At 66.0% G+C, this 25596-nt stretch carries 27 protein-coding genes; 15 read left to right on the forward strand and 12 right to left on the reverse strand.

What is annotated here, in order from left to right:
* Window positions 1–3: 3 nt before the first annotated feature.
* The 5 genes from A3Q7_RS0114740 to A3Q7_RS0114760 are packed head-to-tail and all read right to left on the reverse strand — an operon-like array spanning window position 4 to window position 6512.
* Window positions 4–1611, reverse strand: a complete 1608-nt coding sequence (locus A3Q7_RS0114740) for a hypothetical protein (RefSeq protein ID WP_232417993.1) — start codon at window positions 1609–1611, stop codon at window positions 4–6.
* 28 nt (window positions 1612–1639) lie between these two features.
* Window positions 1640–2875, reverse strand: a complete 1236-nt coding sequence (locus A3Q7_RS0114745; protein WP_018412670.1) for an amidohydrolase family protein — start codon at window positions 2873–2875, stop codon at window positions 1640–1642.
* A 2-nt stretch (window positions 2876–2877) separates the two neighbouring features.
* The gene (gene aas, locus A3Q7_RS0114750; RefSeq protein ID WP_018412671.1) at window positions 2878–5019 is read right to left on the reverse strand and encodes a bifunctional acyl-ACP--phospholipid O-acyltransferase/long-chain-fatty-acid--ACP ligase; all 2142 of its coding nucleotides are present in this window, start codon (window positions 5017–5019) and stop codon (window positions 2878–2880) included.
* A gap of 15 nt (window positions 5020–5034) precedes the next feature.
* Window positions 5035–6204 (reverse strand): alanine racemase, encoded by a 1170-nt coding sequence (locus A3Q7_RS0114755; protein WP_018412672.1) that lies wholly within the window; start codon window positions 6202–6204, stop codon window positions 5035–5037.
* Window positions 6201–6512, reverse strand: coding sequence for an ArsR/SmtB family transcription factor (locus A3Q7_RS0114760; protein ID WP_018412673.1), 312 nt, complete (start codon window positions 6510–6512; stop codon window positions 6201–6203). The genes A3Q7_RS0114755 and A3Q7_RS0114760 overlap by 4 nt, the downstream gene beginning before the upstream one ends.
* A gap of 408 nt (window positions 6513–6920) precedes the next feature.
* Between A3Q7_RS0114760 and A3Q7_RS0114765 the strand changes: the two genes are divergently transcribed.
* From A3Q7_RS0114765 to A3Q7_RS0114805, 9 genes are all read left to right on the forward strand, one after another.
* Window positions 6921–7271 (forward strand): ATP synthase subunit I, encoded by a 351-nt coding sequence (locus A3Q7_RS0114765; RefSeq protein ID WP_018412674.1) that lies wholly within the window; start codon window positions 6921–6923, stop codon window positions 7269–7271.
* Window position 7272: 1 nt separating this feature from the next.
* Window positions 7273–8166, forward strand: a complete 894-nt coding sequence (atpB, locus tag A3Q7_RS0114770) for a F0F1 ATP synthase subunit A (RefSeq protein ID WP_018412675.1) — start codon at window positions 7273–7275, stop codon at window positions 8164–8166.
* A gap of 62 nt (window positions 8167–8228) precedes the next feature.
* On the forward strand, window positions 8229–8471 hold the full coding sequence (atpE, locus tag A3Q7_RS0114775) for a F0F1 ATP synthase subunit C (protein ID WP_018412676.1): 243 nt from the start codon (window positions 8229–8231) through the stop codon (window positions 8469–8471).
* Window positions 8472–8516: 45 nt separating this feature from the next.
* Window positions 8517–8990, forward strand: coding sequence for a F0F1 ATP synthase subunit B (locus A3Q7_RS0114780; protein WP_018412677.1), 474 nt, complete (start codon window positions 8517–8519; stop codon window positions 8988–8990).
* Window positions 8991–8994: 4 nt separating this feature from the next.
* On the forward strand, window positions 8995–9531 hold the full coding sequence (locus A3Q7_RS0114785) for a F0F1 ATP synthase subunit delta (protein ID WP_018412678.1): 537 nt from the start codon (window positions 8995–8997) through the stop codon (window positions 9529–9531).
* A gap of 10 nt (window positions 9532–9541) precedes the next feature.
* Window positions 9542–11080, forward strand: coding sequence for a F0F1 ATP synthase subunit alpha (gene atpA / locus A3Q7_RS0114790; RefSeq protein ID WP_018412679.1), 1539 nt, complete (start codon window positions 9542–9544; stop codon window positions 11078–11080).
* Between the two features lie 20 nt (window positions 11081–11100).
* Window positions 11101–11970, forward strand: a complete 870-nt coding sequence (gene atpG / locus A3Q7_RS0114795) for a F0F1 ATP synthase subunit gamma (protein ID WP_018412680.1) — start codon at window positions 11101–11103, stop codon at window positions 11968–11970.
* 34 nt (window positions 11971–12004) lie between these two features.
* The gene (atpD, locus tag A3Q7_RS0114800) at window positions 12005–13408 is read left to right on the forward strand and encodes a F0F1 ATP synthase subunit beta (RefSeq protein WP_018412681.1); all 1404 of its coding nucleotides are present in this window, start codon (window positions 12005–12007) and stop codon (window positions 13406–13408) included.
* Window positions 13409–13464: 56 nt separating this feature from the next.
* On the forward strand, window positions 13465–13887 hold the full coding sequence (locus A3Q7_RS0114805) for a F0F1 ATP synthase subunit epsilon (RefSeq protein WP_026224874.1): 423 nt from the start codon (window positions 13465–13467) through the stop codon (window positions 13885–13887).
* A gap of 77 nt (window positions 13888–13964) precedes the next feature.
* On the opposite strand, the gene A3Q7_RS0114810 is transcribed toward A3Q7_RS0114805, so the two are convergent.
* From A3Q7_RS0114810 to A3Q7_RS0114825, 4 genes are all read right to left on the reverse strand, one after another.
* Complete coding sequence (locus A3Q7_RS0114810; protein WP_018412683.1) at window positions 13965–14534, reverse strand: ubiquinone biosynthesis accessory factor UbiJ; 570 nt, start codon at window positions 14532–14534, stop codon at window positions 13965–13967.
* Window position 14535: 1 nt separating this feature from the next.
* The gene (locus tag A3Q7_RS0114815) at window positions 14536–15438 is read right to left on the reverse strand and encodes a Tim44 domain-containing protein (RefSeq protein ID WP_018412684.1); all 903 of its coding nucleotides are present in this window, start codon (window positions 15436–15438) and stop codon (window positions 14536–14538) included.
* An 85-nt stretch (window positions 15439–15523) separates the two neighbouring features.
* Window positions 15524–16261 carry a bifunctional demethylmenaquinone methyltransferase/2-methoxy-6-polyprenyl-1,4-benzoquinol methylase UbiE gene (ubiE, locus tag A3Q7_RS0114820; RefSeq protein WP_040570994.1) on the reverse strand — a complete coding sequence of 246 codons (738 nt, stop codon included), beginning with the start codon at window positions 16259–16261 and terminating at the stop codon, window positions 15524–15526.
* 7 nt (window positions 16262–16268) lie between these two features.
* Entirely contained in the window at window positions 16269–16709 is a 441-nt protein-coding gene (locus A3Q7_RS0114825) for a gamma-butyrobetaine hydroxylase-like domain-containing protein (RefSeq protein ID WP_018412686.1), read from the reverse strand.
* Window positions 16710–16841: 132 nt separating this feature from the next.
* Here A3Q7_RS0114825 and phoB point away from each other — a divergent pair, with 132 nt between their 5' ends.
* A complete protein-coding gene (gene phoB, locus A3Q7_RS0114830) occupies window positions 16842–17531 on the forward strand; it encodes a phosphate regulon transcriptional regulator PhoB (protein WP_018412687.1) in 690 nt (229 codons plus the stop codon).
* A 116-nt stretch (window positions 17532–17647) separates the two neighbouring features.
* Window positions 17648–18979, forward strand: a complete 1332-nt coding sequence (phoR, locus tag A3Q7_RS0114835) for a phosphate regulon sensor histidine kinase PhoR (protein WP_018412688.1) — start codon at window positions 17648–17650, stop codon at window positions 18977–18979.
* A gap of 9 nt (window positions 18980–18988) precedes the next feature.
* Here phoR and A3Q7_RS0114840 read toward each other — a convergent pair whose 3' ends face one another.
* Window positions 18989–20593, reverse strand: coding sequence for a hypothetical protein (locus tag A3Q7_RS0114840; protein WP_018412689.1), 1605 nt, complete (start codon window positions 20591–20593; stop codon window positions 18989–18991).
* Window positions 20590–22125: a hypothetical protein gene (locus tag A3Q7_RS0114845; RefSeq protein WP_018412690.1), complete on the reverse strand. Its 1536-nt coding sequence runs from the start codon at window positions 22123–22125 to the stop codon at window positions 20590–20592. The genes A3Q7_RS0114840 and A3Q7_RS0114845 overlap by 4 nt, the downstream gene beginning before the upstream one ends.
* Before the next feature lie 258 nt (window positions 22126–22383).
* Between A3Q7_RS0114845 and A3Q7_RS0114850 the strand changes: the two genes are divergently transcribed.
* The 4 genes from A3Q7_RS0114850 to A3Q7_RS0114865 all read left to right on the forward strand — a co-directional run bounded on the left by A3Q7_RS0114850 (window position 22384) and on the right by A3Q7_RS0114865 (window position 24726).
* Window positions 22384–22791 carry a COG4315 family predicted lipoprotein gene (locus tag A3Q7_RS0114850; RefSeq protein ID WP_232417994.1) on the forward strand — a complete coding sequence of 136 codons (408 nt, stop codon included), beginning with the start codon at window positions 22384–22386 and terminating at the stop codon, window positions 22789–22791.
* Between the two features lie 34 nt (window positions 22792–22825).
* Complete coding sequence (locus A3Q7_RS0114855) at window positions 22826–23386, forward strand: sigma-70 family RNA polymerase sigma factor (protein WP_018412692.1); 561 nt, start codon at window positions 22826–22828, stop codon at window positions 23384–23386.
* Entirely contained in the window at window positions 23383–24093 is a 711-nt protein-coding gene (locus A3Q7_RS0114860; protein ID WP_018412693.1) for an anti-sigma factor, read from the forward strand. The genes A3Q7_RS0114855 and A3Q7_RS0114860 overlap by 4 nt, the downstream gene beginning before the upstream one ends.
* A 129-nt stretch (window positions 24094–24222) precedes the next feature.
* Window positions 24223–24726 (forward strand): PEP-CTERM sorting domain-containing protein, encoded by a 504-nt coding sequence (locus A3Q7_RS0114865; protein ID WP_026224875.1) that lies wholly within the window; start codon window positions 24223–24225, stop codon window positions 24724–24726.
* 1 nt (window position 24727) lies between these two features.
* Here the strand turns inward: A3Q7_RS0114865 and A3Q7_RS0114870 are convergent, their stop codons facing one another.
* Window positions 24728–25579, reverse strand: a complete 852-nt coding sequence (locus tag A3Q7_RS0114870) for a DUF3293 domain-containing protein (RefSeq protein ID WP_018412695.1) — start codon at window positions 25577–25579, stop codon at window positions 24728–24730.
* Window positions 25580–25596 lie beyond the last annotated feature (17 nt).

Consider the following 25596-nt stretch of genomic DNA (forward strand, 5'->3'; position numbering starts at 1 on the left):
CGTTCAGCGTCGCAGCAGCCGGTGCGCGATGAAGCCGAGCACGGCGACGGCGCCCATCAGCCACACGATGAGCGCCCGGCGCGAGGCGGGCAGCGGCTCCTTCGGCGCGCCCGGATCGCGCAGTTCATCGGGGAAGGGCCGGGGCGGCGCCGGGCGCACGATCCATCTGCTGCGGTCGGCGGGCACCCGCGCCATGTATTCGTCGTAGGACGCCACCGGCTCGCGGCCGAAGGCGCGCGAGGACGGAATCTGTGGCACGCGGACGAAGATCACCGCCTCGACGTCGTCGGCCAGCGTGCGCTCCAGTCCGCTGTCATTCACCTTGCCTGCGGTCAGGCGACCGAGCAGGTCGCTGCCGGCGAGATTGAAGGCAACGAAGGGGAACAGGCCGCTGCGCTCGGCCATCATGTATTCATAGGCCTGCAGGCCGCTGTCCACGCTCAGTTCGCGCATCGCCATCCAGGGCAGGCCCAGCCAGGCCTTCGCCTTCGAGGTCGGCCCCAGCACCGGCAACGCCCAGCCCAGCGAACGCAAGGTGTCCAGGCTGATGCCGGCGCAGTTCGCGGTGGCATGACGGTAGCTGAAATCGTGCCGGTAGAAATGGTTGAATACGCGCGCCAGGCCCTGGTCGACCAGTCGTGCGCCGCGCTCGTCGCGCAGTACCGCCACCACCATCCATGAGGGGCGGTACCAGCCCTGTCCGGCGTTCAGGTCGGTCAGATAGGCGTCCATCGGCAGCATGGACGCCACGATGCCCTTCTCGCTGTGGATGTCGAGGTTGTAGAAATTGGCTACCAGCCAGTCGTTCCACTCGCCGCGCGCGCCCAATATGCCGGTGGCGAGCGCGAAGTGACCGCCGTGCGCCTCGTCGTCGTCGCCCTGCGCGCCATTGAGCATGATGGCCAGCACCGGCTTGCCGGCCGCCGCCCGTGCGGCGCCCGGCGTGCGTTCCCATAGCAGGCGCGCCGAGGCCGGCAGGCGGGCGCCGCCGTCGTCGGCGCGCACCAGGGTCGCCAGCGTTTCGCCGTCCTTGAGAGGCTGCGGCGCGAGGGCCGCCAGATCGATGTCGAAGGTCGACGGCCAGATGGTGCGCGCGGTGAAGGTGCCGTCCGACTGCACGCCGCGCAGTGCGAGCCGCTGCCCCTGCAGCCAGGCCGTGCTGTCGGCGTTGAACCAGGACACATTGGACGGCAGCCGCGACACCAGCGCGAAGCCGCTGCGCGCGCCGTCTGCGAAGCTGAGCGCGCGGCCGTCGGCATCGAGTCGGGCGTCGTGTGCGATCAACGGCGAGCCGAGCCAGATCAGCGCGGGCTTCTGCGCGTCCGGCTGCCACTCATTGGCGTACGCCCACTGTCGCACGTCGTCCTGTGCCGGCAGCGTGGCGACGAAGCCCGCTGCGCCGGTCAGCGGTACGGCGACGGTGTCGTCCGCGAAGTACCACAGCGCCTGCGCGGGCGCCGGACAGTCGGAACAGCGACCGGTCGTGAGGCGGAAGTCGCTGCCGGCGTACAGGCCGATGCGCTTGTCGGCCAGCGCGTTGCGCGGTACAGCGTGCGTGGGAAGAGCACTCGTCATGAGTGCCAGTGTAAGGAGGGCGACGGGAATGCGCATGCGGAGTGGAGTCGGTCGAGTGAGCGGGTCAGGTGGGGAAGGCGGGCGCGGCTTCGAACACGCTGTGGGCGAAGCGATGGTGCCCGTCGCGCAGCAGGCGCTTGAGCATGAAATCGAACAGCAGCGGATGGTGCTCGCGTACCTGTTCGAGCACCGGCGCAGCGGCCGCGTCGAGCAGGCCGGCGCGCGCCAGCGAGGCGGGCGACATGAGCGGCAGGATGCCCGGCAGCGGATAGTCGGAACCGTACAGCAGGCGGTCGTGCCAGTCTTCATTGCGCAGCAGTGCGCGGATGATCTCGACGTCGCGATTGCGCAGCGTGATCGCCGAAATATCGCCATAGAGACGACCCATGCGGCGTTCGCCCATCAGCCGCGCGAACAGGTCGAAGCTGCTGCGCAGCGGCGCACTGCGGCCGGCGTCGAGGTCGACATCGCGGCCCATGCTTGCGCAGTGAGCGACGATGACGTTGACGCCGTGGTCGAGGGCGCGGCGCAGACGCAGCGGATTGCCCAGCGCCTGCCCGCCCGCGCCATGCACCGCTTTTTCTTCGCCGGCGTGGCTGATCAGCGGCAGGCGGAGTCGGGCGGCAGCGGCGTAGAAGCGATCGCAGCGTTTCGAGGACGGGTCGATGCCCATCGCCGGCGGCAGCCACTTGATGGCGCGCGCGCCGTCGCGCGCTGCCGTTTCGAGCGCGTCGACCGCGTCTTCGCGGTAAGGGTGGACCGAGCACACCCATTCGAAATGGTCCGGGTTGCCGCGGGCGACGTCACGCGCATAGGTGTCCGGCACATGGAAGGCGGTGTGCTCGGGCAGATGGCGACCGGCTGCGTCGTAGGCGCGCTCGAAGGCGAACAGCATCAGTTTGAAGCCGGCCGGCAGCGCCTCGACCAGGTTGTGCAGGCGGTCGACGTAACTGGCGTCGACGCGGCCCGGGTCTTCGTGCGCACAACCGGCGTTCAGGTAGAACAGGCGCTGCACGTATTCGGCCGGATGCAGCGGGCTCAGCATGCGCGGCGTCATTTCGATGCCGCGGCCGGAATCGCCGGTGCCGGCCAGATGCACGTGGACGTCGCGCAGCAGCGTCGGATCCAGCCCGTCGAAGGTGTGCGCGATCAGTTCGTGGCCGGCCAGTTCCGGCGGCAGCGCGGCGAGGCAGGGATTCATCAGCTGGCTGCGCGCGACCGTGCTCAGCGCCCAGCCGCTGGCCGCGGCACCGCCGAGCAGGAGGCCGGTCTTCAGCAGGCGACGACGACGGGCATCCATGGTCAGGCGGACTCCGCCATCCGCTTCAGCGTCACGTAGTCCGTCTTGCCGGTGCCCAGAAGCGGCAGCGCGTCGACGACGACGATCTTGCGCGGCACCGCCATCTCCGGCGCACCGCGCTCGCGGGCGGCCGTCTGCAGCGCGTCGCGGCCGAGCGCGGCGTCGGTCGTGAACAGCACGATGGTTTCGCCGCGCGCAGGATCGGGCTGTGTCGACGCTGCGTGCTGCGCCGCCGGACTGGCCGCGGTGGCGAGCTTCTCGACGGTTTCGAGCGACATCATTTCGCCGGCCACCTTGGCGAAGCGCTTGACACGGCCAACGATGCGCACGAAGCCGTCGTCGTCGAATTCGATCACATCACCGGTGTCGTACCAGCCTGTGCCCGCCTCCGACATGGGCGGCTGCAGTACGCCGGGCTGGTCCCACTTCAGATAGCCGCTCATCAGATTGGGGCCGCTCACGTGCAGCACGCCGCCACGATCGATGCCGGTCACCGGCATCAGCTTCGCGTGCAGGCCGGGCAGCAGTTGGCCGACGGTACCGCTGCGATAGGCCATCGGCGTATTCACCGCCAGAACCGGTGCGGTTTCGGTGGCGCCGTAGCCTTCGAAAATGCGCAGACCGAACTTCTCGAACCAGGCGCTGCGCACCGCTTCCGACAGCTTCTCGGCGCCGGCGATGACGTAGCGCAGCCGGTAGAAGTCGTAGGGGTGGGCGAACTTCGCGTAGTTGCCGAGGAAGGTACTGGTGCCCAGCAGTACCGTGCAGTTGCGGTCATAGGCCAGTTCGGGAATGACGCGGTAGTGCAGCGGCGACGGATAGAGGAACACGTTGGCGCCGGTCAGCAGCGGCAGCAGGCCGCCGGCGGTCAGGCCGAAGGAATGGAACAGCGGCAGCGCATTCAGGATCTTGTCGTCGACCGAAAAGTCGATCACCGCGCGGATCTGCGCGATATTGGCGAGCAGGGCGCGGTGCGACAGTACGACGCCCTTGGGCTTGCCTTCAGAACCGGAGGTGAACAGCACGACCGCAGGCGCCTCCGGCGACAGCCTTTCGGCCGCCAGCCGCGGTGCCCGCAGTGCCCACAGCATGAGCCACAGCTTGTCGGTCAGCGTGATGCGTTCGCGCAGGTCTTCCAGGTAGTGCAGTTCGATACCTTGCAGCACCGCCAGCTTGTCGCCCAGCTTGGCCTGATCGACGAAGGCGCGCGAGGTGACGATGACGCGCAGCCCGGCTGCGGTGCACGCCGCCTGCATGCCGTCGACGCCGGCCGTGTAGTTCAGCATGGCCGGCACGCGGCGATGGGCGTTCAGTCCGAACAGCAGGCCCAGCGTCGGCGCGAGATTGGGCAGCAGAATGCCGACGCGCTCGTCCGGCCGCGTGATGCGGGCAACCAGACGTCCCAGCGCGAAGGCCATCTTCAACAGATCGCCGTAGGAATACTCGATCTGCTTCATGTCCTCGATCAGCCGGCGGCCGCGGCCATGTATCTCGGCGGCATCGCACAGCGCGTCGAACAGCGTCTGTTGCGGACGCGATGCGAAAATCATTTCCTGCATCAGGCGACGCATCGCGTCGCCCGCGCGGCGGCGGCGTTCCTTCGCGCTGCCCGCTTCCGGCATGGCGATCTGCGTCGTCGGCAGCACGGTGATCGCGATGCGCGGGAACAGCGACTTCGGGTAGCGGCCCGACACGCGCGAGAAATAGCTGCGCGACGCGCCATCCAGCCGTACCGGCAGCACCGTGGCACCGGTCCTCGCGGCGACGAAGGCCGGGCCATCGTACACCTTCATCAGGCTGCCGGTCGTGGTGATGCGGCCCTCCGGGAAAATGACCACGGCACGACCGGATTCGATCAGGCGGATTACCTTCTTCATCGCCATCGGACTGGTCGGGTCGACCGCGAGGTAGTCGACCAGCGACAGCAACAGGCGAAAGAAGGGGTTGCGCGCGACGCCCGTGTGCACCACGAACACCGGATCGAAAGGCAGGAAGAGGCCGAGCAGCAGGCCGTCGAGGAAGGATTCGTGATTGGCCACGACCAGCAGCCGCGACGGCTGTGGTGGCAGCCCGGTGGGCGGCTGTATGCGGAACAGGATGCGGCAGGCGAATGCGAGCAGGGGGCGTGCGAAGGAACGCAGCATGGAGGCTCCGTCAGGTCAGAACACGATTTCGGCCGGCGATGGATGGCCGAGGAAATGCAGCGGGCTGGCGCTGGCGCCATAGGCGCCGGAGCAGTGCACCACCAGCAGATCGCCGGGCGATGCCCGAGGCAACTCGATGTCGCGCGCGAATATGTCGAAAGGCGCGCACAGCGGCCCGGCGATGCTCACGATTTCCCTTTCGCCGGGGACCGATGGATGCAAGGTCATCGGGAAGGCGGCCGGCTCGCTGCGATCCGGCTGCAGCGTGGCGTGCAGGTGCTGGTGCGCACCGCCGTCCACGATGAGCCAGGTGCGTCCGCGCGTCGTCTTGCGGTCGATCACGCGGCAGATGTAATGGCCTGCCTCCGCGACCAGATAGCGTCCCGGCTCGAGCGCCAGCACGATGCCGGGGCATGCGCGCTTGAGCATGTCGCTCAGCGCGCGCAGGTGATCGCCGACCGACACCATGTCCAGCGGCGATTCGTCTTTCGCCACCGGAACGCCGAAGCCGCCGCCCAGGTTGAGCCAGGGCAGGGCGAGGTCCGCCGCGTCGCAGATGCGCAGCGCCTCTTCCGCGCAGTGCGCATGCAGTGCGCGCACCGTTGCGGCATCGAGCATGCGCGACGCGCAGTAATAGTGCAGGCCGGCGAATTCGAGGCCGGCGTGGCGAAGCTGGGCGATGGCCGCGGGCAGCAAGGCACTGTCCATGCCGAAGAAGCTGTCGCCACTCATGCGCACGCGGCTGGTGTCGACCGTGAAGTCCGGATTGGCGCGCAAGGCAACCCGCGCCGCCCGGCCGAGCTGCTCGCTCAGCGCGGCGATGCGTCCGATCTCGCCGGTCGATTCGGCACAGATGCGCGCGCCGGCAAGGATGGCCTGCCGCAGTTCGTCATCGCGCTTGCCTGGCCCGGTGAACCCTAGGCTGTCCGCGCGGAAGCCGGCATCGAGCGCTCTGACCAGTTCGCCCGCGGAACTGACATCGGCACCATCCAGCGACTGCGCGATCGCGCGCAGCAAGGCCGGCAGCGGATTCGCCTTGACCGCGTAGCACAGTTGCAGATCGGCCGGCAGCAGTGCGCGCAAGCCGGCAATCTTGTCCCGCACGGCAGCGATATCGATCGCGTAGAAGGGTGTCGAACCGGCCCGTGCAAGCAGTTCGTCCAGCGGCAGGAGTGCGGGTTTCACCGGTGCTCGCCCAGATAGTCGATTACCGTCTGCAGCCGTTCGATCAGCGCGTCGGCGCGCAGCCGGAAATGCACTTCGCGGCCGCGCTTTTCGCGCTCCAGCACGCCGGCCTCGCACAACAGCTTGAGATGGTGGGACACGGTGGGGCGGCTCAGCGAGGACGCACGCGTCAGGTCGGTCACGTTCAGCGTTTCGCCCGGCTCGAAGGTGAGCAGGATGCGCTGTCGTTCAAGATCGCCCAGCGCCGCGAACAGTTGCGAGTACTGTTGCCATTCGGCCGGGATGGTTTGTGCGTAGGTCTTTCTCATGTCGAAAAATATCGACTATTTTGGCGCCGCGGTCAAATCGGCCGGAAGGATGAGCGGTCATACGACCCGCCATGTGCGGATTGGCGGCTGAGCGTGCGGGAGGGGCGCGCATGCCCCGCGGGATGTCTGCACCGTGTTGGTGCCCTCTTTCGGCGAACGTCTGCCCCGACATGCGTCCCGCCCACGAGGCGACAGGAAGAAAAATTTTCGCCGGGGTGTTGCACAACCTTGAAATAACGGCACAATCCGGGAACTTCTTGACGGGTGCTGTAAGCGTATGTATCGTCAAGGGCTTTGCGCGCGTTGCCAGGGCAGTTCCGGCGCGTCGCAGTGCGAACACTTGTGTCTTATAAAAGATCAGGGCGTTCGTGAACCCAGGTCAGGCCAAGTCGCACAGGAGTCTGTCGCATGCTGAAGGCCATCATGCTGCAGCTCTCCATGGTGCTGCTTGTGACCGGCGTCGGTCTGCTGACAGGCGGATCGTCGGCGGGCATGTCTGCCCTGCTGGGTGGTTTGAGCTATTCGCTGCCCAGCCTGTTGTTCGCGATCCGCCTTGGCCGGCTGGCTCATCGGTCGGCCGGGACAGCAGTGTCGTACCCGGTTGAATTCTTCGTCGGCGAGGCGATCAAGGTTGCCTCGACGATTGGGCTGTTGCTGCTCTGTCACTTCTTCGTGCCGGGCCTGTCGTGGGGCTGGTTTCTTGGAGGGTTGATAGTTGCGCTGCAGGCAGGTTTTTTTGCTTTTTTGCTCAAACACTGACATGGCATCTGGAACCGAACTGGCGACCGAAGCGGCGCATCACGGCCCGACCCCCGGCGAGTACATCGCCCACCACCTCACCTTCCTCAACAGTTCCGGCGAGCCCCAGAAAGAACTCGTGAACTGGGGGCTGGTGAATGTCGATACCCTGTTCTACGCCATCCTGCTCGGCGTCATCGGTCTTTTCGTCCTGTGGCGCGCCGCGTCGAAGGCGACGTCCGGCGTGCCGGGCCGCTTCCAGGCGGCGGTCGAAATCCTTGTGGAAATGGTGGCCGACCAGGCCAAGGGGCTGATCCACAGCGAAGAATCGCGCCGTACCGTGGCACCGCTGGCGCTCACCGTGTTCGTCTGGATCTTCCTGATGAATTCGATGGACTTCCTGCCGCTGGATCTGCTGCCCCGCATCTGGGAAGGCATCTATGCCTCGGCCGGTCACGATCCGCATCACGCCTACATGCGCGTCGTGCCGACCGCCGACATCAATGCCACGCTGGGCATGTCGATTTCCGTGCTGCTGGTGTGCCTGTATTACAACGTGAAGATCAAGGGCCCGGGCGGCTGGGCGCACGAACTGATCTCGGCGCCGTTCGGCGACAAGCTCATTCTGGCGCCGTTCAACTTCGCGATGAACATCGTCGAATTCCTTGCCAAGACCGTGTCGCATGGCATGCGTCTGTTCGGCAACATGTTTGCCGGCGAACTCATCTTCATGCTGATCGCGCTGATGGGTGCCGCCTGGACGGGGGCCAACCTGCCGAGCTTCCTGCTCGCCTTCGGCCACATCGTCGCGGGCTTCGCGTGGGCGGTGTTCCACATCCTCGTGGTCACGCTCCAGGCATTCATCTTCATGATGCTGACCCTGGTGTACATCGGTCAGGCTCACGAAGGTCATTGAGCTTGCTGTTTCAGTCCGGTTCGTTGTTTTTGTTTATCACTTCAATAATCTAAGGAGTTGTCATGGAACAAGTGTACGGTCTCGTCGCCCTCGCCTGCGGTCTGATCATCGGTCTGGGCGCCATTGGCGCATGTATCGGCATCGCGATGATGGGTGGCAAGTACCTGGAAGCGTCGGCCCGTCAGCCCGAGCTGATGAACGCGCTGCAGGTCAAGATGTTCCTGCTGGCCGGCCTGATCGACGCCGCCTTCATTATCGGTCTCGGTATCGCTCTCTGGTTCGCCACTTCGACCTTCCTGAAGTAAGAACGGCACCCGCCCCAACACCGATTTAATGAAGGGAAAGTTGCCGTGAATCTGAACGCAACGCTCATCATCCAGATCGTCGTGTTCCTGACGTTCGTGTGGTTCACGAAGAGCTTCGTGTGGCCCCCGATCGTCAAGGCTCTCGACGAGCGCGCGAAGAAGATCGCTGACGGACTGGCGGCTGCGGAAAAGGCAAAGACGGATCTGGCCAACGCCGAGAAGAAGTCGATCGAGGAACTGCGCTCCGCGCGGGAATCCGCGGCCGAACTGCGCTCCGGTGCCGAAAAGCAGGCTGCCAAGCTGCTCGAGGATGCCCGCGCGGAAGCCAACCGCATCATCGCCGCAGCGCGCGAAGCGGCCGCTGGCGAGGCGGATGCCGCCGCGCAGAAGGCCAAGGACGCGCTGCGCGATCAGGTCGCCCAGCTGGCCGTGGCCGGTGCGGAGCGCATCCTGCGCCGCGAGATCAATGCCCAAGTCCACGCCGATCTGCTCGCCAACCTCAAGCAGGAACTGAGCTGACATCATGGCCGAGAACGTCACCATCGCGCGACCCTACGCCGAAGCCGCGTTCCAGCTTGCCCGTGACGCGGGCAAGCTGCCGGCCTGGGAAGATGCGCTTGGCCGCATGGCGGCCGCCGCATCCGAACCGGCATTGAAGCAGCTGCTGGCGGATCCGATCCGTACCTCGACCGACCGTGGCTTCCTTTTCCTCGTCGCCGTGCCCGGCGAACTGACCGACGAGCACCGCAGTTTCGCCCGCCTGCTCGCGCAGAATGGCCGTCTGGCCATCCTGCCGGAAATCTTCCAGCTCTTCGTCGAGCTGAAGAACGAGCATGAGCGCGCCGCCGTCGCCCGCATCAGTTCTGCCTTCCCGATGGACGATGCCACCGTGTCGCGCCTGCTGGCCGACCTGGAGCCGCGATTCCGGTGCAAGCTGCAGGCCGAGGTCACGCTCGACCCCGAGCTGATCGGCGGCGTGAAGGTTGCGGTCGGTGACGAAGTGATCGATGCCTCGGTCCGCGGCAAGCTTGCCGCGATGGCCACTGCGCTACAGAACTAGGAGTTTTTTGATGAACCTCAATCCGTCTGAAATCAGCGACCTGATCAAGAGCCGGATCCAGAACCTGCATCTGACGTCGCAGTCACGCACCGAGGGCACCGTGGTTTCGGTGACCGACGGCATCGTTCGCGTGCACGGCCTGGACGACGTCCAGCAGGGTGAAATGCTGGAATTCGAAGGCAATACCTTTGGTCTGGCGCTCAACCTCGAGCGCGACTCCGTCGGCGCCGTGGTTCTCGGTGACTACGAACACATTTCCGAAGGCCAGACCGTCAAGTGCACCGGCCGTATTCTCGAAGTGCCGGTCGGCCCCGAGCTGATCGGCCGCGTGGTGAATGCACTGGGCCAGCCGATCGACGGCAAGGGTCCGATCAACACCCAGCTGACCGACAAGATCGAGAAGGTCGCGCCGGGTGTGATCGCACGCCAGTCGGTGTCGCAGCCGGTGCAGACCGGCCTGAAGTCGATCGACTCCATGGTGCCGGTCGGCCGCGGTCAGCGTGAGCTGATCATCGGCGACCGTCAGACCGGCAAGACCGCGGTCGCCGTCGACGCCATCATCAACCAGAAGGGTCAGAACATGACCTGCATCTACGTTGCGGTGGGCCAGAAGGCCTCGACCATCGCGAACGTGGTGCGCAAGCTGGAAGAGTATGGCGCGATGGAATACACCATCGTGGTTGCCGCGTCGGCCTCGGATTCGGCCGCCATGCAGTTCCTGGCTCCGTACGCCGGCTGCACGATGGGCGAGTACTTCCGCGATCGCGGCGAAGACGCGCTGATCGTGTACGACGATCTGTCCAAGCAGGCCGTCGCCTATCGCCAGATTTCGCTGCTGCTGCGCCGTCCGCCGGGCCGCGAAGCCTACCCGGGCGACGTGTTCTACCTGCACAGTCGTCTGCTCGAACGCGCGGCACGCGTGAATCCCGAATATGTCGAGAAGTTCACCAACGGCGAAGTGAAGGGCAAGACCGGTTCGCTTACCGCTCTTCCGATCATTGAAACGCAGGCTGGTGACGTGTCCGCCTTCGTGCCGACCAACGTGATCTCGATTACCGACGGCCAGATCTTCCTGGAAACCGATCTGTTCAACGCAGGCGTCCGCCCGGCCATCAACGCCGGTGTGTCGGTGTCCCGCGTCGGCGGTGCCGCACAGACCAAGATCATCAAGAAGCTGGGCGGCGGTGTGCGTCTGGCGCTGGCCCAGTACCGCGAGCTGGCTGCATTCGCGCAGTTCGCGTCCGACCTGGACGAAGCGACCCGCAAGCAGCTCGAGCGCGGCCGCCGCGTGACCGAACTGATGAAGCAGCCGCAGTACGCACCGCTGTCGGTGGCCCAGATGGGCGTGTCGCTGTATGCCGCCAACAACGGCTACTTCGACGACATCGAAGTGTCGCGCGTGCTTGCCTTCGAATCGGCCCTGCACCAGTTCCTGCAGCAGAAGTACGCTGATCTGATGAACAAGATCGAGTCCACCAAGGATCTCGACGGTGAATCGGAAAAGGTGCTCGCTGCCGCGGTGGCCGAGTTCAAGAAGAGCTGGGCGTAAAGCGCGGACGGAGATAAGCCATGGCCAGCGGAAAAGAGATCCGTTCCAAGATCAAGAGCGTGCAAAACACGAAGAAGATCACCAAGGCGATGGAGATGGTGGCCGCATCCAAGATGCGCAAGGCGCAGGACAGGATGCGGGCTGCCCGGCCCTACGCCGAAACGATCCGCCGTCTTGCTGCCAATCTGTCTGCCGCAACGATCAGCGATTACAAGCACCCCTTCCTCGCCACGGTCGGTCAGATCAAGCGCGTGGGTGTCATCGTCGTCACGACCGACAAGGGTCTGTGCGGCGGCATGAATACCAACGTGCTGCGTCTCGCGACCAACACGATGAAGGAATGGGAAGCCAAGGGCGCCACCGAGGTTCGCGTTGCCGCGATCGGCAACAAGGGTCTGGGCTTCATGCAGCGCATCGGCGCCAAGGTCGTGTCGCAGGTCACCCAGCTGGGTGACACGCCGCATCTGGAAAAGCTGATCGGACCGGTCAAGGTCATGATCGACGCCTTCCAGTCCGGCGAACTCGACGCGGTGTACCTGTCCTTCACCCGTTTCATCAACACGATGAAGCAGGAAGCCGTGCTGGAGCAGTTGCTGCCGCTGACCGGTGATCGCCTGGGCACGCCGGAAGGCACCTGGGACTACCTGTATGAGCCGGACGCGCAGACCGTGATCGACGACCTGCTCGTGCGCTATGTCGAGGCGCTGGTGTACCAGTCGGTCGCCGAGAACATGGCGTCGGAACAGAGCGCCCGCATGGTGGCGATGAAGTCCGCTTCCGACAACGCAGGCAATGTGATCGGTGAGCTGCAGCTGGTCTACAACAAGACCCGTCAGGCGGCGATCACCAAGGAGCTGGCGGAAATCGTCGGCGGTGCTGCGGCAGTCTGATCGCGCAAACGAATTTTTGTATTGGGGATAGACGATGAATACCGGAAACATCGTTCAGTGTATCGGCGCCGTGGTGGATATCCAGTTCCCGCGCGACTCGATGCCTAAGATTTATGAAGCGTTGCAACTCGACGAGGCGGATGGCAGCCACACCGCCGAAGCCGGCCTGACCTTCGAAGTCCAGCAACAGCTGGGCGACGGCGTCGTGCGTACCATTGCACTCGGTTCCAGCGACGGTCTGCGTCGCGGCATGAAGGTGAAGAGCACCGGCGCCGCGATCAGCGTGCCGGTCGGCACCGCGACCCTGGGTCGCATCATGGACGTGCTGGGCCGCCCGATCGACGAAGCGGGCCCGATCGCGACCGAAGAACGCCGCGCCATTCATCAGAAGGCGCCCAAGTTCGACGAACTGAGCCCGTCGGTCGAATTGCTGCCTACCGGCATCAAGGTGATCGACCTGATCTGCCCGTTCGCCAAGGGCGGCAAGATCGGCCTGTTCGGTGGCGCCGGCGTGGGCAAGACCGTGAACATGATGGAGCTCATCAACAACATCGCGAAGAGCTACGGGGGTTACTCCGTGTTCGCCGGTGTGGGTGAGCGTACCCGCGAGGGCAACGACTTCTACCACGAGATGGAAGAGTCCAAGGTTCTCGACAAGGTGGCCATGGTGTTCGGCCAGATGAACGAACCGCCGGGCAACCGCCTGCGCGTGGCGTTGACCGGCCTGACCATGGCAGAGAAGTTCCGCGACGAAGGCCGCGACATCCTGTTCTTCGTGGACAACATCTACCGCTACACGCTGGCCGGTACCGAAGTGTCCGCGCTGCTGGGCCGCATGCCTTCCGCCGTGGGCTACCAGCCGACGCTGGCTGACGAAATGGGCCGCCTGCAGGAGCGGATCAGCTCGACCAAGGTCGGTTCGATCACCTCCATCCAGGCCGTGTATGTGCCCGCGGATGACTTGACCGATCCGTCGCCGGCCACCACCTTCCAGCATCTGGACGCCACGGTCGTGCTGTCGCGCGACATCGCTTCGCTGGGCATCTATCCGGCAGTCGATCCGCTCGACTCGACCTCGCGTCAGCTCGATCCGCTGATCGTCGGCGAAGAACACTACACGGTGGCCCGCAAGGTGCAGACCACGCTGCAGCGCTACAAGGAACTGCGCGACATCATCGCCATCCTGGGCATGGACGAACTGTCGCCGGAAGACAAGCTGGCCGTGGCGCGCGCCCGCAAGATCCAGCGTTTCCTGTCGCAGCCGTTCAACGTCGCGGAAGTGTTCACCGGTTCGCCGGGCAAGATCGTTCCGCTGGCCGACACGATCAAAGGCTTCAACATGATCGTGAATGGCGAATGCGACCACCTGCCGGAACAGGCCTTCTACATGGTCGGCGGCATCGAGGAAGCGTTCGAAAAGGCGAAGTCCCTGCAGTGAAGCCGGTCACCTGATCCGGTTGTCTCCGGATCAGGTGCCGCTTAGACGGAGTAATCATGGCTATGACCGTACATGTCGACGTCGTCAGCGCGGAAGAAAAGATCTTTTCCGGACTGGCCGAATTCGTCGCGCTGCCGGGCGAAAGCGGCGAACTGGGCATCCTGCCCGGTCACACGCCTCTGATCACCCGCATCCGTCCGGGCGAAGTCCGCATCAAGGTGCCCAACCAGGCCACCGATGAGCTGATTTTCGTCGCTGGCGGCCTGCTGGAAGTGCAGCCGGGTCTGGTGACCGTTCTCGCCGATACCGCGATCCGCGGTCAGGATCTTGACGAAGCGAAGGCCAGCGAGGCCAAGCGTCTGGCCGAAGAGGCCCTGACCAATCGCCAGGCCGGCGTGGATTACGCAGCGGCCCAGGCGGAACTGGCATCGGCCATCGCCCAGCTTGCGGCAATCCAGAAGCTGCGCAAGCGCCACTGATCCAGCGTGACGCAGACAACAAAAAAGCACGCTCAGGCGTGCTTTTTTGTTGTCCTTTTCTTTCCTGCTCCGCCTGGCTAACGCCTTTCCAGCCGCGATATCCGTTTTTCCAGTCGTGCCAGGTCGTCTCGCAAGGTGTCGACCCGATCGCTGAAGGTGGACAGCGCGGAAGGACGCAGCAGCAGACCGGCTTCATCCGCGGCATATTCGCCGAGCGCGGATGCCATGCGTCCGCCCAGATCACGCACGCCGGCGGCGACCTGCGAGGCGGTGCCGACCATGCGTTCAGCCAGCGGGTCGCCGACCACACGGCTGAGATCTTCCGCTGCATCCCAGCGCAGGGTTTTCAGCACCTGGCCAAGCGACTCGGCCAGCGCGGCATCGCCTTCTATGCGTGCGCCACGGGTGAGGGCACCCGCCTCATAAGCCTGACGGAACAGTGCGTCGGCCTGCAGACTCAGGATGACCTGAGGCGTGCCGTCGTCGGCCGCGACAAAGCGTCCATCGCCGTCTATCCGGAAATCCACCGCCAGTCCTCCGGCGGACAGCCGCGCACGCGCGCCCTGATGCCGGGCGAGCCGCGCTGCGGCACCCGGTGTATGCCCTATCAGATGGTTCAGGATGCGCAGCGCGGCCGTGGCGAGCATGTCACTGCATCTGCTGGATGCCGGCGACCATCCAGCCGCGGTCGCCCGCCACCGGTTTCGCCAGATGCCAGACCTCGTCGAAGGCAGACGGCGCCGCATCGGCATCCTCACGGATGAGGCCGTTGAACCGGACGCTGGCGACGTACTGTCCTGCGTCCTCGGCCAGGTCGAGCAGGGCGGCATCCAGTTGCACGATGTCGAGATGTTGCGACGACGCGCCACGTTCCTGGATCTGCATGCGGATTTCGGCAAACACCTCGGGCATGGTGAACTGGCGGATGTCGTCGATATCGCCTTTGTCATGGGCGTCCTGCATCCGCACGAAATTGAGCTTGGCCTGACGCAGGAAACCGTCCACATCGAAATCGGCCGGGATGGCCGGCGATGCGCTCGTCTGCGGCGCAGCGCCAGCCGCCGGTGCGGCGGATTCGAAGCGGGCCGGGGCTCCGCTGACATTGCCCGCCATCGCGTAAGGGGAGGTCCGGACCGCATCCGTGCTGCCCGCGCCCGCCTTGCGTGCGGCGAAGAAGCGCCAGGCGATCAGCGCGGCCAGTACCAGCAGACCGATCATCATGAAGGATGCCAGTTCCTCGCCGAAGCCCAGATGAGACGCCAGCGCAGCCAGGCCCAGACCGGCGGCGAGCCCGGCCAGCGGCCCCATCCACGAGCGCTTGGGCGTCTGGGCGCCCGCCGCGGGCGTACCCGGCTGCGCCTGCCGCTGCGCGGCGGCGGCATTCTGCGCAGGCGCCGCCGGCGCCGGTGCGGCGTCACGTCGCATGACCGACGAATCGCGCTGGGCGCCGAAGGACTTGCCCCCACCCATGCGCTTGGCCGCTTCCGCGTCCTGGATCGCGCCGGTCAGGGCGACGAGAACGACGCTCAGCGCGCACAGCATTTTTTTCATGAAAGAGGTCTCCGCGTTGGAAAAAACGAAAAGTTAGCACACGAATTGAGTCCGGATGCCAAACGGAGTTCTCAAAAACTCTGTATCAAAGCTTGAAACCGCGATGCAGCGCCACGACTCCGGCGCTGAGATTGAAGTACTCGACCCGGCCGAGACCCGCGTCGCGCATCATGCCGGCCAGCGTTTCCTGGTCGGGATGCATGCGTATCGATTCGGCCAGATAGCGGTAACTGGCTTCGTCGTTCGCGACACGACGGCCCAGCCAGGGCAGCACCTTGAACGAATAGAGGTCGTAGGCCTTCTCCAGCGGCCGGGCCACACGCGAGAATTCGAGCACCAGCGCGCGACCGCCCGGCTTGAGCACGCGCCGGAACTCGGTCAGTGCGCGATCCTTGTGCGTCATGTTGCGCAAACCGAAAGCAACCGTCACGCAGTCGAAGTGGTTGTCCGGAAAAGGCAGCTTCTCGGCATCGCACAGCAGGCTGGGCAGCACCAGCCCGGCGTCGCGCAGGCGGTCGCGACCGGCGCTCAGCATGTCCGGATTGATGTCGGTGTGCCAGACCTCGCCGCTGCTGCCGGCGCGCCGTGCATGGGCGACGGTGAGATCGCCGGTGCCGGCGGCCACGTCGAGCACGCGATGGCCCGGCCTCACACCGGCCATCTGGATGGCGAACGCCTTCCACGCGCGATGCAGGCCCATGGACATGAGGTCATTCATGACGTCGTAGCGGCGTGCTACCGACGAAAACACGCCGGCCACGCGCTGTGCCTTGGCGGTCTCGTCTACCCGTTCAAAACCGAAATCGGTGGTGTTGTCGCTCATCGTCATCTCAGTGATGGTGGCCGCAACCGCCGCCGCAGCCGTCCGCGCCCCGCTGCGCCTGCGGAACGCTCTGGTCGGCGTCACGACTGGCGCCGGCAGCCGTCAGCCGCATCAGATAGTCGTCCCACAGCGCGATCTGGTGTTCGCCCAGCATGTACAGGTAATCCCACGAATAGATGCCGCTGTCGTGGCCATCGGAAAACACCGGCTTGATGGCGTAGCTGCCGACCGGTTCGACGCGCACGATATCGATGTCGCGCTTGCCCACCTGCAGTGTTTCCTGTCCCGGCCCATGGCCGCGCACCTCGGCCGACGGCGAGCACACGCGCAGAAACTCGAATGTGAAGGTGAAACTGCGGCCGTTGTCGAAGCTCACCTGCATCTGTCGGGATTTCTGCTGCACCGTGATTTCGGTGGGGATGGGGGTGTCCTTGTCCAGTCCAGCCATGTCCTGCACTCCTCGAATGGAAACCGAATGATACCCCTCGCGCCTCGCATGAAACGGCGGCATGCCGTCACCAAACCGTCACCTTGCTGAAATAGACTGTGTCGTGTTCACGTCATCCAACCTTGCACAGACATGGCCCGCATTCTCATCGTCGAAGACGAACCCTCCATCCAGGAGCTGATCGGTGTCACGCTGACGCGTACCGGTCACGATCCGCTCCGCGCGAACGATGCGGAAAGCGCGCTCAAGCTGATGCAGGCCGAACTGCCCGATCTCGTGCTGCTGGACTGGATGTTGCCCGGGCAGAGCGGCGTCGATCTGGCACGCAGACTGCGTGCCGACGACCGTACCCGCAGCGTGCCCATCATCATGCTCACCGCGCGCGGCGATGAACAATCCAAGGTGACCGGGCTGGAAACCGGCGCCGACGACTATGTCACCAAGCCCTTCTCTCCACGCGAACTGGCGGCCCGCATCAAGGCGGTACTGCGCCGCCAGAAGCCGCAGGCGACCGAGGATCCGGTGGAGATCGAGGGGCTGCGCCTCGATCCGGCGACGCATCGCGTCACCGCCAACGGCCAGGCCGTGGTGCTGGGCCCGACCGAGTTCCGGCTGCTGCACTTCTTCATGACCCACGCCGAACGTGTGCACTCGCGTGCCCAGTTGCTCGACAGCGTCTGGGGCGACCATGTGTTCGTCGAGGAGCGCACGGTCGATGTACACATCCGCCGCCTGCGTGGCGCGCTGGAAGCGAGCGGGCACGACGCGCTGATACAGACCGTGCGCGGCAGTGGCTATCGACTGTCCGCGCAGAAGGAATGAGGCGCACGGCAGGACGCCAGCGCCGCGTGCGCGCATAATTTCCCGTGCTCCGACAGGCGCCGGCGCGGGACCGCCGCCGGTTGCAAAGCCCTTGCTGACTTCCTCATCTGCCTCGAATGCGTGAATTCTGGATCCGTGCCGTTGGCCGCTGCATCGTATTGCTGCTGGGCCTGCTGTTCGGTTACGCAGTCAATGCCCTGGTACCGGCACTGGTGATCGCCTGTCTGGTGCTGTTGTTCGGCAGCCTGCGCGACCAGTACGAAATCGTGCGCTTCGACCGCTGGCTCAGTTCCACGAGCGAAGGCGAGGAGGTCCCCGATGGGGCCGGGCAGTGGGAGTTCCTGTTTGCCAAGCTGGCGCGTCGCGAGCGCACGGCCCGCCAGTTGCGCGAGGACTTGCGCAGCCGGCTCGAGCGCATGCGCGAAGCCAGCCGTGCCATGCCCGATGGTGCGCTCATCATGTCGCGCGACGAACTGATCGAATGGCTGAACCCCAAGGCGGAGGAGCATCTGGGGCTGGATGGCCGGCGCGACCTGGGCATGCCGGTGCTCAATCTGCTGCGTCAGCCGGAGTTCTCCGCCTACCTGGAATCGGGCGAGTACAGCGAACCGCTCACCATGCCCTCGCCGCGACATCCCGGGCGCACGCTGCAACTGCTGGTGGTGCCCTTCGGCGACGACCAGCGGCTGTTGCTCACGCGCGATGTCACCCAGCTCGAGAAGCTCGAAACCATGCGGCGCGATTTTGTCGCCAACGTGTCGCACGAAATGAAGACGCCGCTCACCGTCATCCACGGTTTCCTGGAAACGCTGGAGGACGGCCTGCAGGACCTGCCGCCCGAACAGTCGCTGTCCTTCATCCGCATGGCACAGCAGCAATCGATACGGATGCAGCGCCTGGTCGATGACCTGCTGACGCTGTCCGCGCTGGAGACCGACACGCCGGCGCAGGAGGAGGTGGTCGACATGCGAAATCTGCTGGACGTGATCGCAGTCGAAACGCGGGCGCTGTCCTCCGGCCGGCATACCGTGTCGCTGCAGGTCGATGGCGCGCCGGGAGGGCTGTTGGCCTGCGCGCGCGACCTGCGCAGTGCGCTGGGCAATCTGGCGAGCAATGCGGTGCGCTATACCCCGGATGGAGGCCGCGTCACGCTGCGTTGGCACATCGAACCGGATGGCGGCGGGATGTTCTCGGTATCGGACAACGGTATCGGCATCGCCGCGCAGCATATTCCCCGGCTCACCGAGCGCTTCTATCGCGTCGATCGCGGTCGATCGCGCGAGACTGGCGGCACCGGCCTCGGTCTGGCCATCGTGAAGCACGTACTGGAACGCCACCAGGCGACACTCCATGTAGAGAGCCAACCGGGCGTGGGCAGCACCTTCACGGTGCGTTTTCCGCCGCTGCGCACGCGCAGGCAGCCCGAACCTGCTCTGGCCGGAGGGTGAGCGGACGCATCAGGCGGGCGCCGCGGCATCGGCGAAGGTGATGCGCTCATAATTGATCCCGAAGCTGTGCAGTGCATGCAGTCTCAGGCGCCGCAGGCGGCCGGTCATGAACACTTCCATCACGCGTTCCGGGATGAAGCTGCCGCGCGGCAGCACCAGCGTGGCGTCCTCGCCCATCAGCGGGACCGCCGGCAGCACGAAGGCGCGCGCGAAGCGCTCGGCCGCCTGCCCCTCTTCCGGCATCGGGCGCGCAGCCACGGCGCGCGGCACCCCGGGCAGTACGTAAAGCCCGGTACTCAGCCTTCCATCGTGGTCATACATGAGCCAGGACACGCGGGCCAGGCGCCAGTGTTCGGCGTCAGGGCCGAACACGGCCAGCATCTGCGAATATTCGATGGCCGGTGCATCGGCCGGCGCGAGCAGGCGGTAGCCCATCACGCTGTGATCCAGCATGGTCCAGCGCTGTGCAGGATAGCGGGCACGCGCGCCGGCCTGGCGCAGCACCAGGCCGCCCCCTTCGGTGGCACGTTCGCCGAAGGTGGCGATGTCGAGGAAGTCGCTGTGGCTGTAGACGCGCGCTGCCGGTGGCTGCACGAATTCCTCGCCGGCGATGAAGTAGTGCATCGCCTCGGTCGTGAGCGCAATGTCGATGTCCCCGCTCCCCTGCCTGCGCTGCACGCGGCGCGGATTGGCGGCATGACACCATGGCTTGTACAGGTTGAGCAGCAGGCGGCCGGCCGACACCGGATGACAATCGGCACCCAGTCCGAGCGTTTCGGGCGACAGGCCCTTCTTCAGACCGGCGATCACGCGTTCGATCTCGTTGGCCAGCCGCGATGCGCCGAGCCGGCGCAGATGCGGCGTGCGCTGGAAAACTTCCAGCGGTTTGGCGCCGCAGTCCTGGTTCAGGTCCACCGCATAGGTCCGGGCATCGGTGCCGCCGAACACCGGCATGATTTCGGTCAGGCCGGCATACTGGTCTGACCAGCGGCACACCCACTCGAATTCGCGTGGACTGCGCCCGTAGGGATTGGCCAGATCGACCAGCAGCACCGTGCAGTAGGCCTCCGCTGCGCTTTGCGGGTGGCCGCCTTCCTTCAGGCTGTCCGCCACCGGCTGCAGCGCCAGCCCCCATTCCTCGGCGCTGCCGTAGTAGCCGTGCAGATCCAGCCACAGTCCGCGCGGCGGCGCGCGGCGTGCACGGAAGTACTCCAGCACGGCGCGGCCCGCATACAGCACGCAGCGCTGGCACACCAGCGCCAGCCGGCCGTCGTCCAGCGGCAGCGCACCGGCATTCTCGGCAGCCTGTGCGTAGGCCTGCGCCATGGCCAGCCAGAGTGCGACCACCTGACGCAATACGGCGTCCTCGCTGCCGCCCGGAGCGACCGGCCGGCTGCTGTAGCGCTTGCCCAGGCTTTCCTGAAGGAAATGCATGGGTGCGCGCATCGCTTCCAGGACCGACAGATAGTCGACGCTGGCGGGCGAAGTCTGGCGCAAGCCGTACAACATGCGAGTAAGTGTGTCGCGCACACGCGGCACATTGGTCAGCGGCAGTTCGGCGATCAAGGTCATGCATTGCGCCGCGTCGCGGTAATTCAGTGTGGGTGCGCTCATGAAAGCGATTCGATGCGGGCAAGATCGAAATCGCTGCCGCGCTCTAGCGACTCCGCCAGTCTCACCCGTCGCCGCAGGCCGTCACCGCCGAGCACGATGTCGCGCGACTTGCGATACCAGCCACTGGGCAGCGCCACACATTCCGGCTGGCCGACCCGTTCGACCCGGGGCACCAGCAGTGCCCGCGAGAACTGCACACCCTCACCGTCCGGCGTGCGTGCAATGTCGACCGCCGTCGGTGTACCGGCCAGCAGGCTGATGCCCATGTTCAGATCGCCGTCGATGGCCATGGTCCAGCACACGTGGGCCAGCATGAACTGTGCGGCGTCATCCGGCCTCACCGCCACCAGCATGCCCAGGCCGATGCGCGTGCCGTCACCGCTGGCACGCCGGGTCAGACGCAGGCCGGTCGCGCTGTCGTCGACGATCTGCCAGGTTTCGATCGCGGCAGGCGAGGAGCTGTCCGGCGCTGTTGCAGCATCCGGCGCGGTGCCGCCGGCCAGCAGCCGCAGCACCCCATCCATGCCGATGACCACCGCAGCACTGCGCCGGACCGGACGGCGTGCCTCGGTACGCGTGAGTCCGCCCCGGCAGCAGTGGCCATGCAGATGGCGCAGCAGTCTGTTGGCCTGGGACGGGCTCAACTCCTCGCCCAAGCGCAGGGTCGCCGGCGCCTCGCCCTGCGCGAGCAGAAGGAGACGTTTGCGCACCGTGTGCGCGAACTCGTCCAGGATGAGCCAGCGCATGCGGCTGTGCGCCTGTGGAGCACGCGCTACCGGGTCGTCGGCGTTCAGATCCACCATCAGCGGGGGCAGAGCGGATCCGGCGACCGGCGAAAGGCTTGTTTCCACCTTGCCCGACCATTTCCCCAGCCAGCGGAACAGTATCTTCAATTGCCGGTGATTCAGCCCGAACGGGCTGGCCACATTCAGCAGCACGCACAGCACGTAGGCCGCACGCACGGCGGTGGGCCGTTCTTCGTGCATCACTTCGTCGCGGATGCGGCGCTCGCTCGCGGCAAGACTGTCGGCGGCGAGAAAGCAGGCATGTACGCGTCGCCAGTATCCCGCGGCCGGAACGTGGGCCGCGCGCAGCGCATCGAGTTGCATGCAGGCCAGCGCGCTCAGCGCGCGATGAGCGATGAGCGCGGTCTGGCCGACCACCTTGCCGTCGCCGTCCAGTGCGGCGGACAGGCAGTGCAGGTAGGCCGTGGCCAGGGTGTCCCACAGGCTCTGGTTGGCATCCAGCGCGGCACGTTCGCTGTTGGCCAGCGGCAACGGGCGGCCGGCGAAACGGACGATCGTGTTCGCCTGTACCGCGAGCACCGCGGGTCGCAATTCCTCGACCATGCGCAGGCGCTCGACCGCCGGCACGACGAAGCGATTCAACAGGTTGAGCTGGCCCACCAGCTTCGCTTGCGCCGGAAGCGGCTGGTTTGAATCCAGTTCCGTCAGCCACTCGCGCGCGCCGCGCGCATCGACGAAATCCGGACGTGTCTGCGTCGAGGTGGCTGGAAGACCGAAATGGAACATTCGAGACGGCAGGCCGTTTGACTTGGAGATTGCTCATTCTATGTTCAAGGACCACCCTGCGTGCGTCGGAAAAGCGGGGGTGACAAGCTGTTTGACAGTCACGGGGTGCTTCAGCCCGCACGGCGGCGGTCGGTGCCGGGTCAGGTGCGCAGTCGCCATCCGCTCCCTGCACTGCCTCCGGATGGCCGCCGCGTACGTACATGCGGGAAGGCGGACACCTGTCCGCCACGTTCATCCTGTCAGACGAGGAGATTCACCATGAACTCCCCCATGCTCAACTTCGCCCTGTGCCTGGCGTCATTGTCGGGCGCCGCGCTGGCGCAACCGGTGGTCGATGCCGCGGGTCTGCTGACCGATGCTGCCGGACGCGTGCTCTATGTGTTCGACAAGGACAGCGAAGCGCGCAGTCGGTGCACGGACGCGTGCGCCGCGCTGTGGCCGCCCTTTACCGCCGATGCGGACGCCCGTCCGGTGGGCGAGTACGCACTGTTCACGCGTGATGACGGCCGTCGGCAGTGGGCGTTGCGCGGACGGCCGCTGTACTTCTATGCCGGTGACCAGCGGCCCGGGGAGAGCGCCGGCGATGGCGTGAAGGGCGTATGGCATGTGATCCGCAGCGGTGCCGCGCCAGCCGCTGCAGGGAACTACCGGCCGGATGGCTACTGATCCGCCCGCTCGATGAACATGGCATGATGCGGCCATGCCGGATCCCGCTCACCTGGAATATCTGCTCGCATGCGTAGCACTGCGCGACCGCGCAGCATTCCGCCAGCTCTACGACGCCTGCGCGCCGCCGCTGCTCGGTGTGGCGCTGCGCCTGCTGCGGCGCCGCGATCTGGCGGAAGACGTGCTGCAGGACGCCTTTACCGGCATCTGGCTCCGCGCTGAAAGCTATCGCCCGCAGGCGAGCCGGCCCATGACCTGGATGACTGCGGTGGTCCGGAATCGTGCGCTCGACCTGTTGCGCGCAGAAGCGTCGCGCCCGACCGAGGCGCTGGAAGAGGAGGACGAGGGTGCGGCATCCGCGGATGAGCGACCCACGCCTCTCGGCCTGCTGGAACGGGCGGCTGATGCGTTGCATCTGCGCCGCTGCATCGACCAGATAGAGGGTCCCCAGCGTCAGTGTCTCGCGCTGGCCTGCTATCACGGTCTGTCGCACGCCGAACTGGCCAGCCATCTCGGCGCGCCGGTCGGCAGCGTGAAGGCGTGGCTGCGGCGCGGGCTCGAGCGGCTGCGTCGCTGCATGGAGCCGCTGTCGTGAGATATGACAATCCCGATCTGCTGGACCGGCTGGCAGCGGCCTGCGTGTTCGGCACGCTGAGCCCGCGTGCGCGCCGCCGTTTCCTGCAACTGGCGCGGCGCAGCGATGCGGCGGCACACGCACTGCACGTATGGGAGGCGCATTCGGCGCGTCTGGCGGCCGTCGTGCCGCCGGTCAAGCCCGCTCCGCGCGTGTGGCGCGAGATCGAGCGCCGTACCGCAGGAGTCGGTGCCGCCGCCGGCTGGCGCGCATGGCTGCGTCCCGCCCTCGGTTTCGCACTTGGTGTGCTGCTGACGGTGTCCATCGTCGGTCCGTTGCCGGAACGCGGGCAGGCACCCGAACTGCCGGAGCATTCGGTGCTGCCGGCCAGCTATGTCGGGCTGCTGCTGGATCGCGACGGCCGTCCGGCCGCTCTGGCGTCTTCGCGGCGGCACGGTCGCGATCTGGGGGTCAAGTTCCTGCATGCGCCGGTGCTGTCCGAAGGACAGGTCGCGGTGCTGTGGGCCCTGCCGAAACAGGGGCATCCGTTCCGGCTCGGCACGCTGCAGCCACAGGCCAAGCAACGGGTCACGCTGGCCGATACCTCGGAAAAGCTGCTCGCCAATGTGGCCGAACTGGCGGTGTCGATCGAAGCGGCCGGCAATATTCCCGATCTGCCCGACCCTGCGCGGTTCGCGCTGCGCGGCCACTGCGTCAAGCTCTGGTAGCGAATCCGGAACTGCGTCACACCGGTCGCGCGGCGCGCTCCCTGTGTCCGCCTCTGTTTCCACGACCGCTCCGTAGATGCGTGATGAAAGCATCCGCTTTCATTCACCTCTCATTCGAAGGAGCTTGTCATGCATAACCTCATTCGTGCGGCCTTGCTGGGTACCGGCCTGTCATGTGCCCTCGCTTCACCTGCAATGGCGGAAATCGTCGATCTCGGGGTGGTGGAACTGGGGGAAACGCTGCAGTTCGAGCAAAGCGCCGGCAGTTTCGCCGACAGCTTCAGCTTCGTGGTCGGCGAGCCGGTCGACTTCACGCTGGATTTCAGCAATCTCGGGCTGGGCTCGCGCGCATCGCTGTCCGTCCTCCTCAATGGAACGGAAATCGTCGGCAGTTTCGGGCGCAATCTCACGTTCGCCTGGGGGCCGTTCACCGGCGGTGGCAGCAGCGCATTCCCGTTCGCCAGCGGCACGCAGTTCCTGGTGACCGTGTCCGGTACCGACAACTCGCTCAGCAACCCCAGCTACCGTCTGGGCATCACGGCAGCGGTGCCCGAACCGACCCGCGTCGCGATGCTGCTGTCCGGACTGGTGGCGGTGGCGGGTGTGGCCCGACACCGCATGCGTTCAGCCTGAATCAGTCGCCGCTGCGACGGACGCACCAGCGCAGGCGGGCGACTTCGCCTGCCTCGCCGGTGAGCACAGCGTTCTGGCCGAAGGCGGCACCGATGCGCAGCGCATCGTCCGCCGTCAGCCCGGCGCACAGCAGCGACGCTTCTCTCCAGCCGCCTTCCGGTGCGCGGTTTTCGCCGTCCAGCACGACAAGCCCGCGCTGCGTGAGCAATGCACGCAGCGCGGCGAGTGCGTGGCGGTTGTCGGCCTCGTCACAGCGGGACGACCATGGGTTGGCCGCGCTGAGCAGCGCCCACTGCTGCACCGGCTGCGTGGTCAGCCAGCGGTCCAGCATCGGCGTCGGGCTGCCGGCGTGCACCACCGCCTCGCCATCGGGCAGCGATATCGCGTAGTCGCTGTGTTCGTACGCTGCGGCAAGCGCATCGCTCACCGGCACCGTCGGCAGTCCCAGCCGCGCCAGCAGCGCGGTCCGCCAGAGCGCCGACGGAATGCGCGGGCGCGCCGCGCCCTCGCGCTGCCGTGCGCTCCACACCGAATCCGGAAAGTGCGCATCGTCCGCCCAGCGGCCGATCACATGCCAGTGCAGATGAGGCACGCGATTGCCAAGGCTGCCCAGATTGATCTTGTCCGGCTGGCTGATGTCGCGCACCGCGCTTTCCGTCTGCAAAACGACCTGCATCAGGTGCTGGCGGTCGGCGTCCGCCAGATCGGTCATTTCCTTCACGTGTGCGTTCCAGATCACGCGCAGGAAGGCCGGATGATCCGGCTCGCGCGCGTCGATCACGCGCAGCCGGTCGTCCCGCCACAGCCAGTGGTGGCCGGGCAGGTCGTCGCAGAGGGGGCAGTTGTCAGCCATCGCAGTCACGTCGATAC

Source organism: Methyloversatilis thermotolerans (assembly GCF_000372885.1).
GTDB classification, from domain to species: domain Bacteria; phylum Pseudomonadota; class Gammaproteobacteria; order Burkholderiales; family Rhodocyclaceae; genus Methyloversatilis; species Methyloversatilis thermotolerans.

Bases quoted from the DNA above. Each gene is read 5' to 3' on its own strand.
- A3Q7_RS0114740 (WP_232417993.1), bottom strand. From the start codon at position 1,611: ATGCGCATTCCCGTCGCCCTCCTTACACTGGCACTCATGACGAGTGCT.
- A3Q7_RS0114745 (WP_018412670.1), bottom strand. From the start codon at position 2,875: ATGGATGCCCGTCGTCGTCGCCTGCTGAAGACCGGCCTCCTGCTCGGC.
- aas (WP_018412671.1), bottom strand. From the start codon at position 5,019: ATGCTGCGTTCCTTCGCACGCCCCCTGCTCGCATTCGCCTGCCGCATC.
- A3Q7_RS0114760 (WP_018412673.1), bottom strand. From the start codon at position 6,512: ATGAGAAAGACCTACGCACAAACCATCCCGGCCGAATGGCAACAGTAC.
- A3Q7_RS0114765 (WP_018412674.1), top strand. From the start codon at position 6,921: ATGCTGAAGGCCATCATGCTGCAGCTCTCCATGGTGCTGCTTGTGACC.
- atpB (WP_018412675.1), top strand. From the start codon at position 7,273: ATGGCATCTGGAACCGAACTGGCGACCGAAGCGGCGCATCACGGCCCG.
- atpE (WP_018412676.1), top strand. From the start codon at position 8,229: ATGGAACAAGTGTACGGTCTCGTCGCCCTCGCCTGCGGTCTGATCATC.
- A3Q7_RS0114785 (WP_018412678.1), top strand. From the start codon at position 8,995: ATGGCCGAGAACGTCACCATCGCGCGACCCTACGCCGAAGCCGCGTTC.
- atpA (WP_018412679.1), top strand. From the start codon at position 9,542: ATGAACCTCAATCCGTCTGAAATCAGCGACCTGATCAAGAGCCGGATC.
- atpG (WP_018412680.1), top strand. From the start codon at position 11,101: ATGGCCAGCGGAAAAGAGATCCGTTCCAAGATCAAGAGCGTGCAAAAC.
- atpD (WP_018412681.1), top strand. From the start codon at position 12,005: ATGAATACCGGAAACATCGTTCAGTGTATCGGCGCCGTGGTGGATATC.
- A3Q7_RS0114805 (WP_026224874.1), top strand. From the start codon at position 13,465: ATGGCTATGACCGTACATGTCGACGTCGTCAGCGCGGAAGAAAAGATC.
- A3Q7_RS0114810 (WP_018412683.1), bottom strand. From the start codon at position 14,534: ATGCTCGCCACGGCCGCGCTGCGCATCCTGAACCATCTGATAGGGCAT.
- A3Q7_RS0114815 (WP_018412684.1), bottom strand. From the start codon at position 15,438: ATGAAAAAAATGCTGTGCGCGCTGAGCGTCGTTCTCGTCGCCCTGACC.
- ubiE (WP_040570994.1), bottom strand. From the start codon at position 16,261: ATGAGCGACAACACCACCGATTTCGGTTTTGAACGGGTAGACGAGACC.
- A3Q7_RS0114825 (WP_018412686.1), bottom strand. From the start codon at position 16,709: ATGGCTGGACTGGACAAGGACACCCCCATCCCCACCGAAATCACGGTG.
- phoB (WP_018412687.1), top strand. From the start codon at position 16,842: ATGGCCCGCATTCTCATCGTCGAAGACGAACCCTCCATCCAGGAGCTG.
- phoR (WP_018412688.1), top strand. From the start codon at position 17,648: ATGCGTGAATTCTGGATCCGTGCCGTTGGCCGCTGCATCGTATTGCTG.
- A3Q7_RS0114840 (WP_018412689.1), bottom strand. From the start codon at position 20,593: ATGAGCGCACCCACACTGAATTACCGCGACGCGGCGCAATGCATGACC.
- A3Q7_RS0114845 (WP_018412690.1), bottom strand. From the start codon at position 22,125: ATGTTCCATTTCGGTCTTCCAGCCACCTCGACGCAGACACGTCCGGAT.
- A3Q7_RS0114850 (WP_232417994.1), top strand. From the start codon at position 22,384: ATGAACTCCCCCATGCTCAACTTCGCCCTGTGCCTGGCGTCATTGTCG.
- A3Q7_RS0114855 (WP_018412692.1), top strand. From the start codon at position 22,826: ATGCCGGATCCCGCTCACCTGGAATATCTGCTCGCATGCGTAGCACTG.
- A3Q7_RS0114865 (WP_026224875.1), top strand. From the start codon at position 24,223: ATGCATAACCTCATTCGTGCGGCCTTGCTGGGTACCGGCCTGTCATGT.
- A3Q7_RS0114870 (WP_018412695.1), bottom strand. From the start codon at position 25,579: ATGGCTGACAACTGCCCCCTCTGCGACGACCTGCCCGGCCACCACTGG.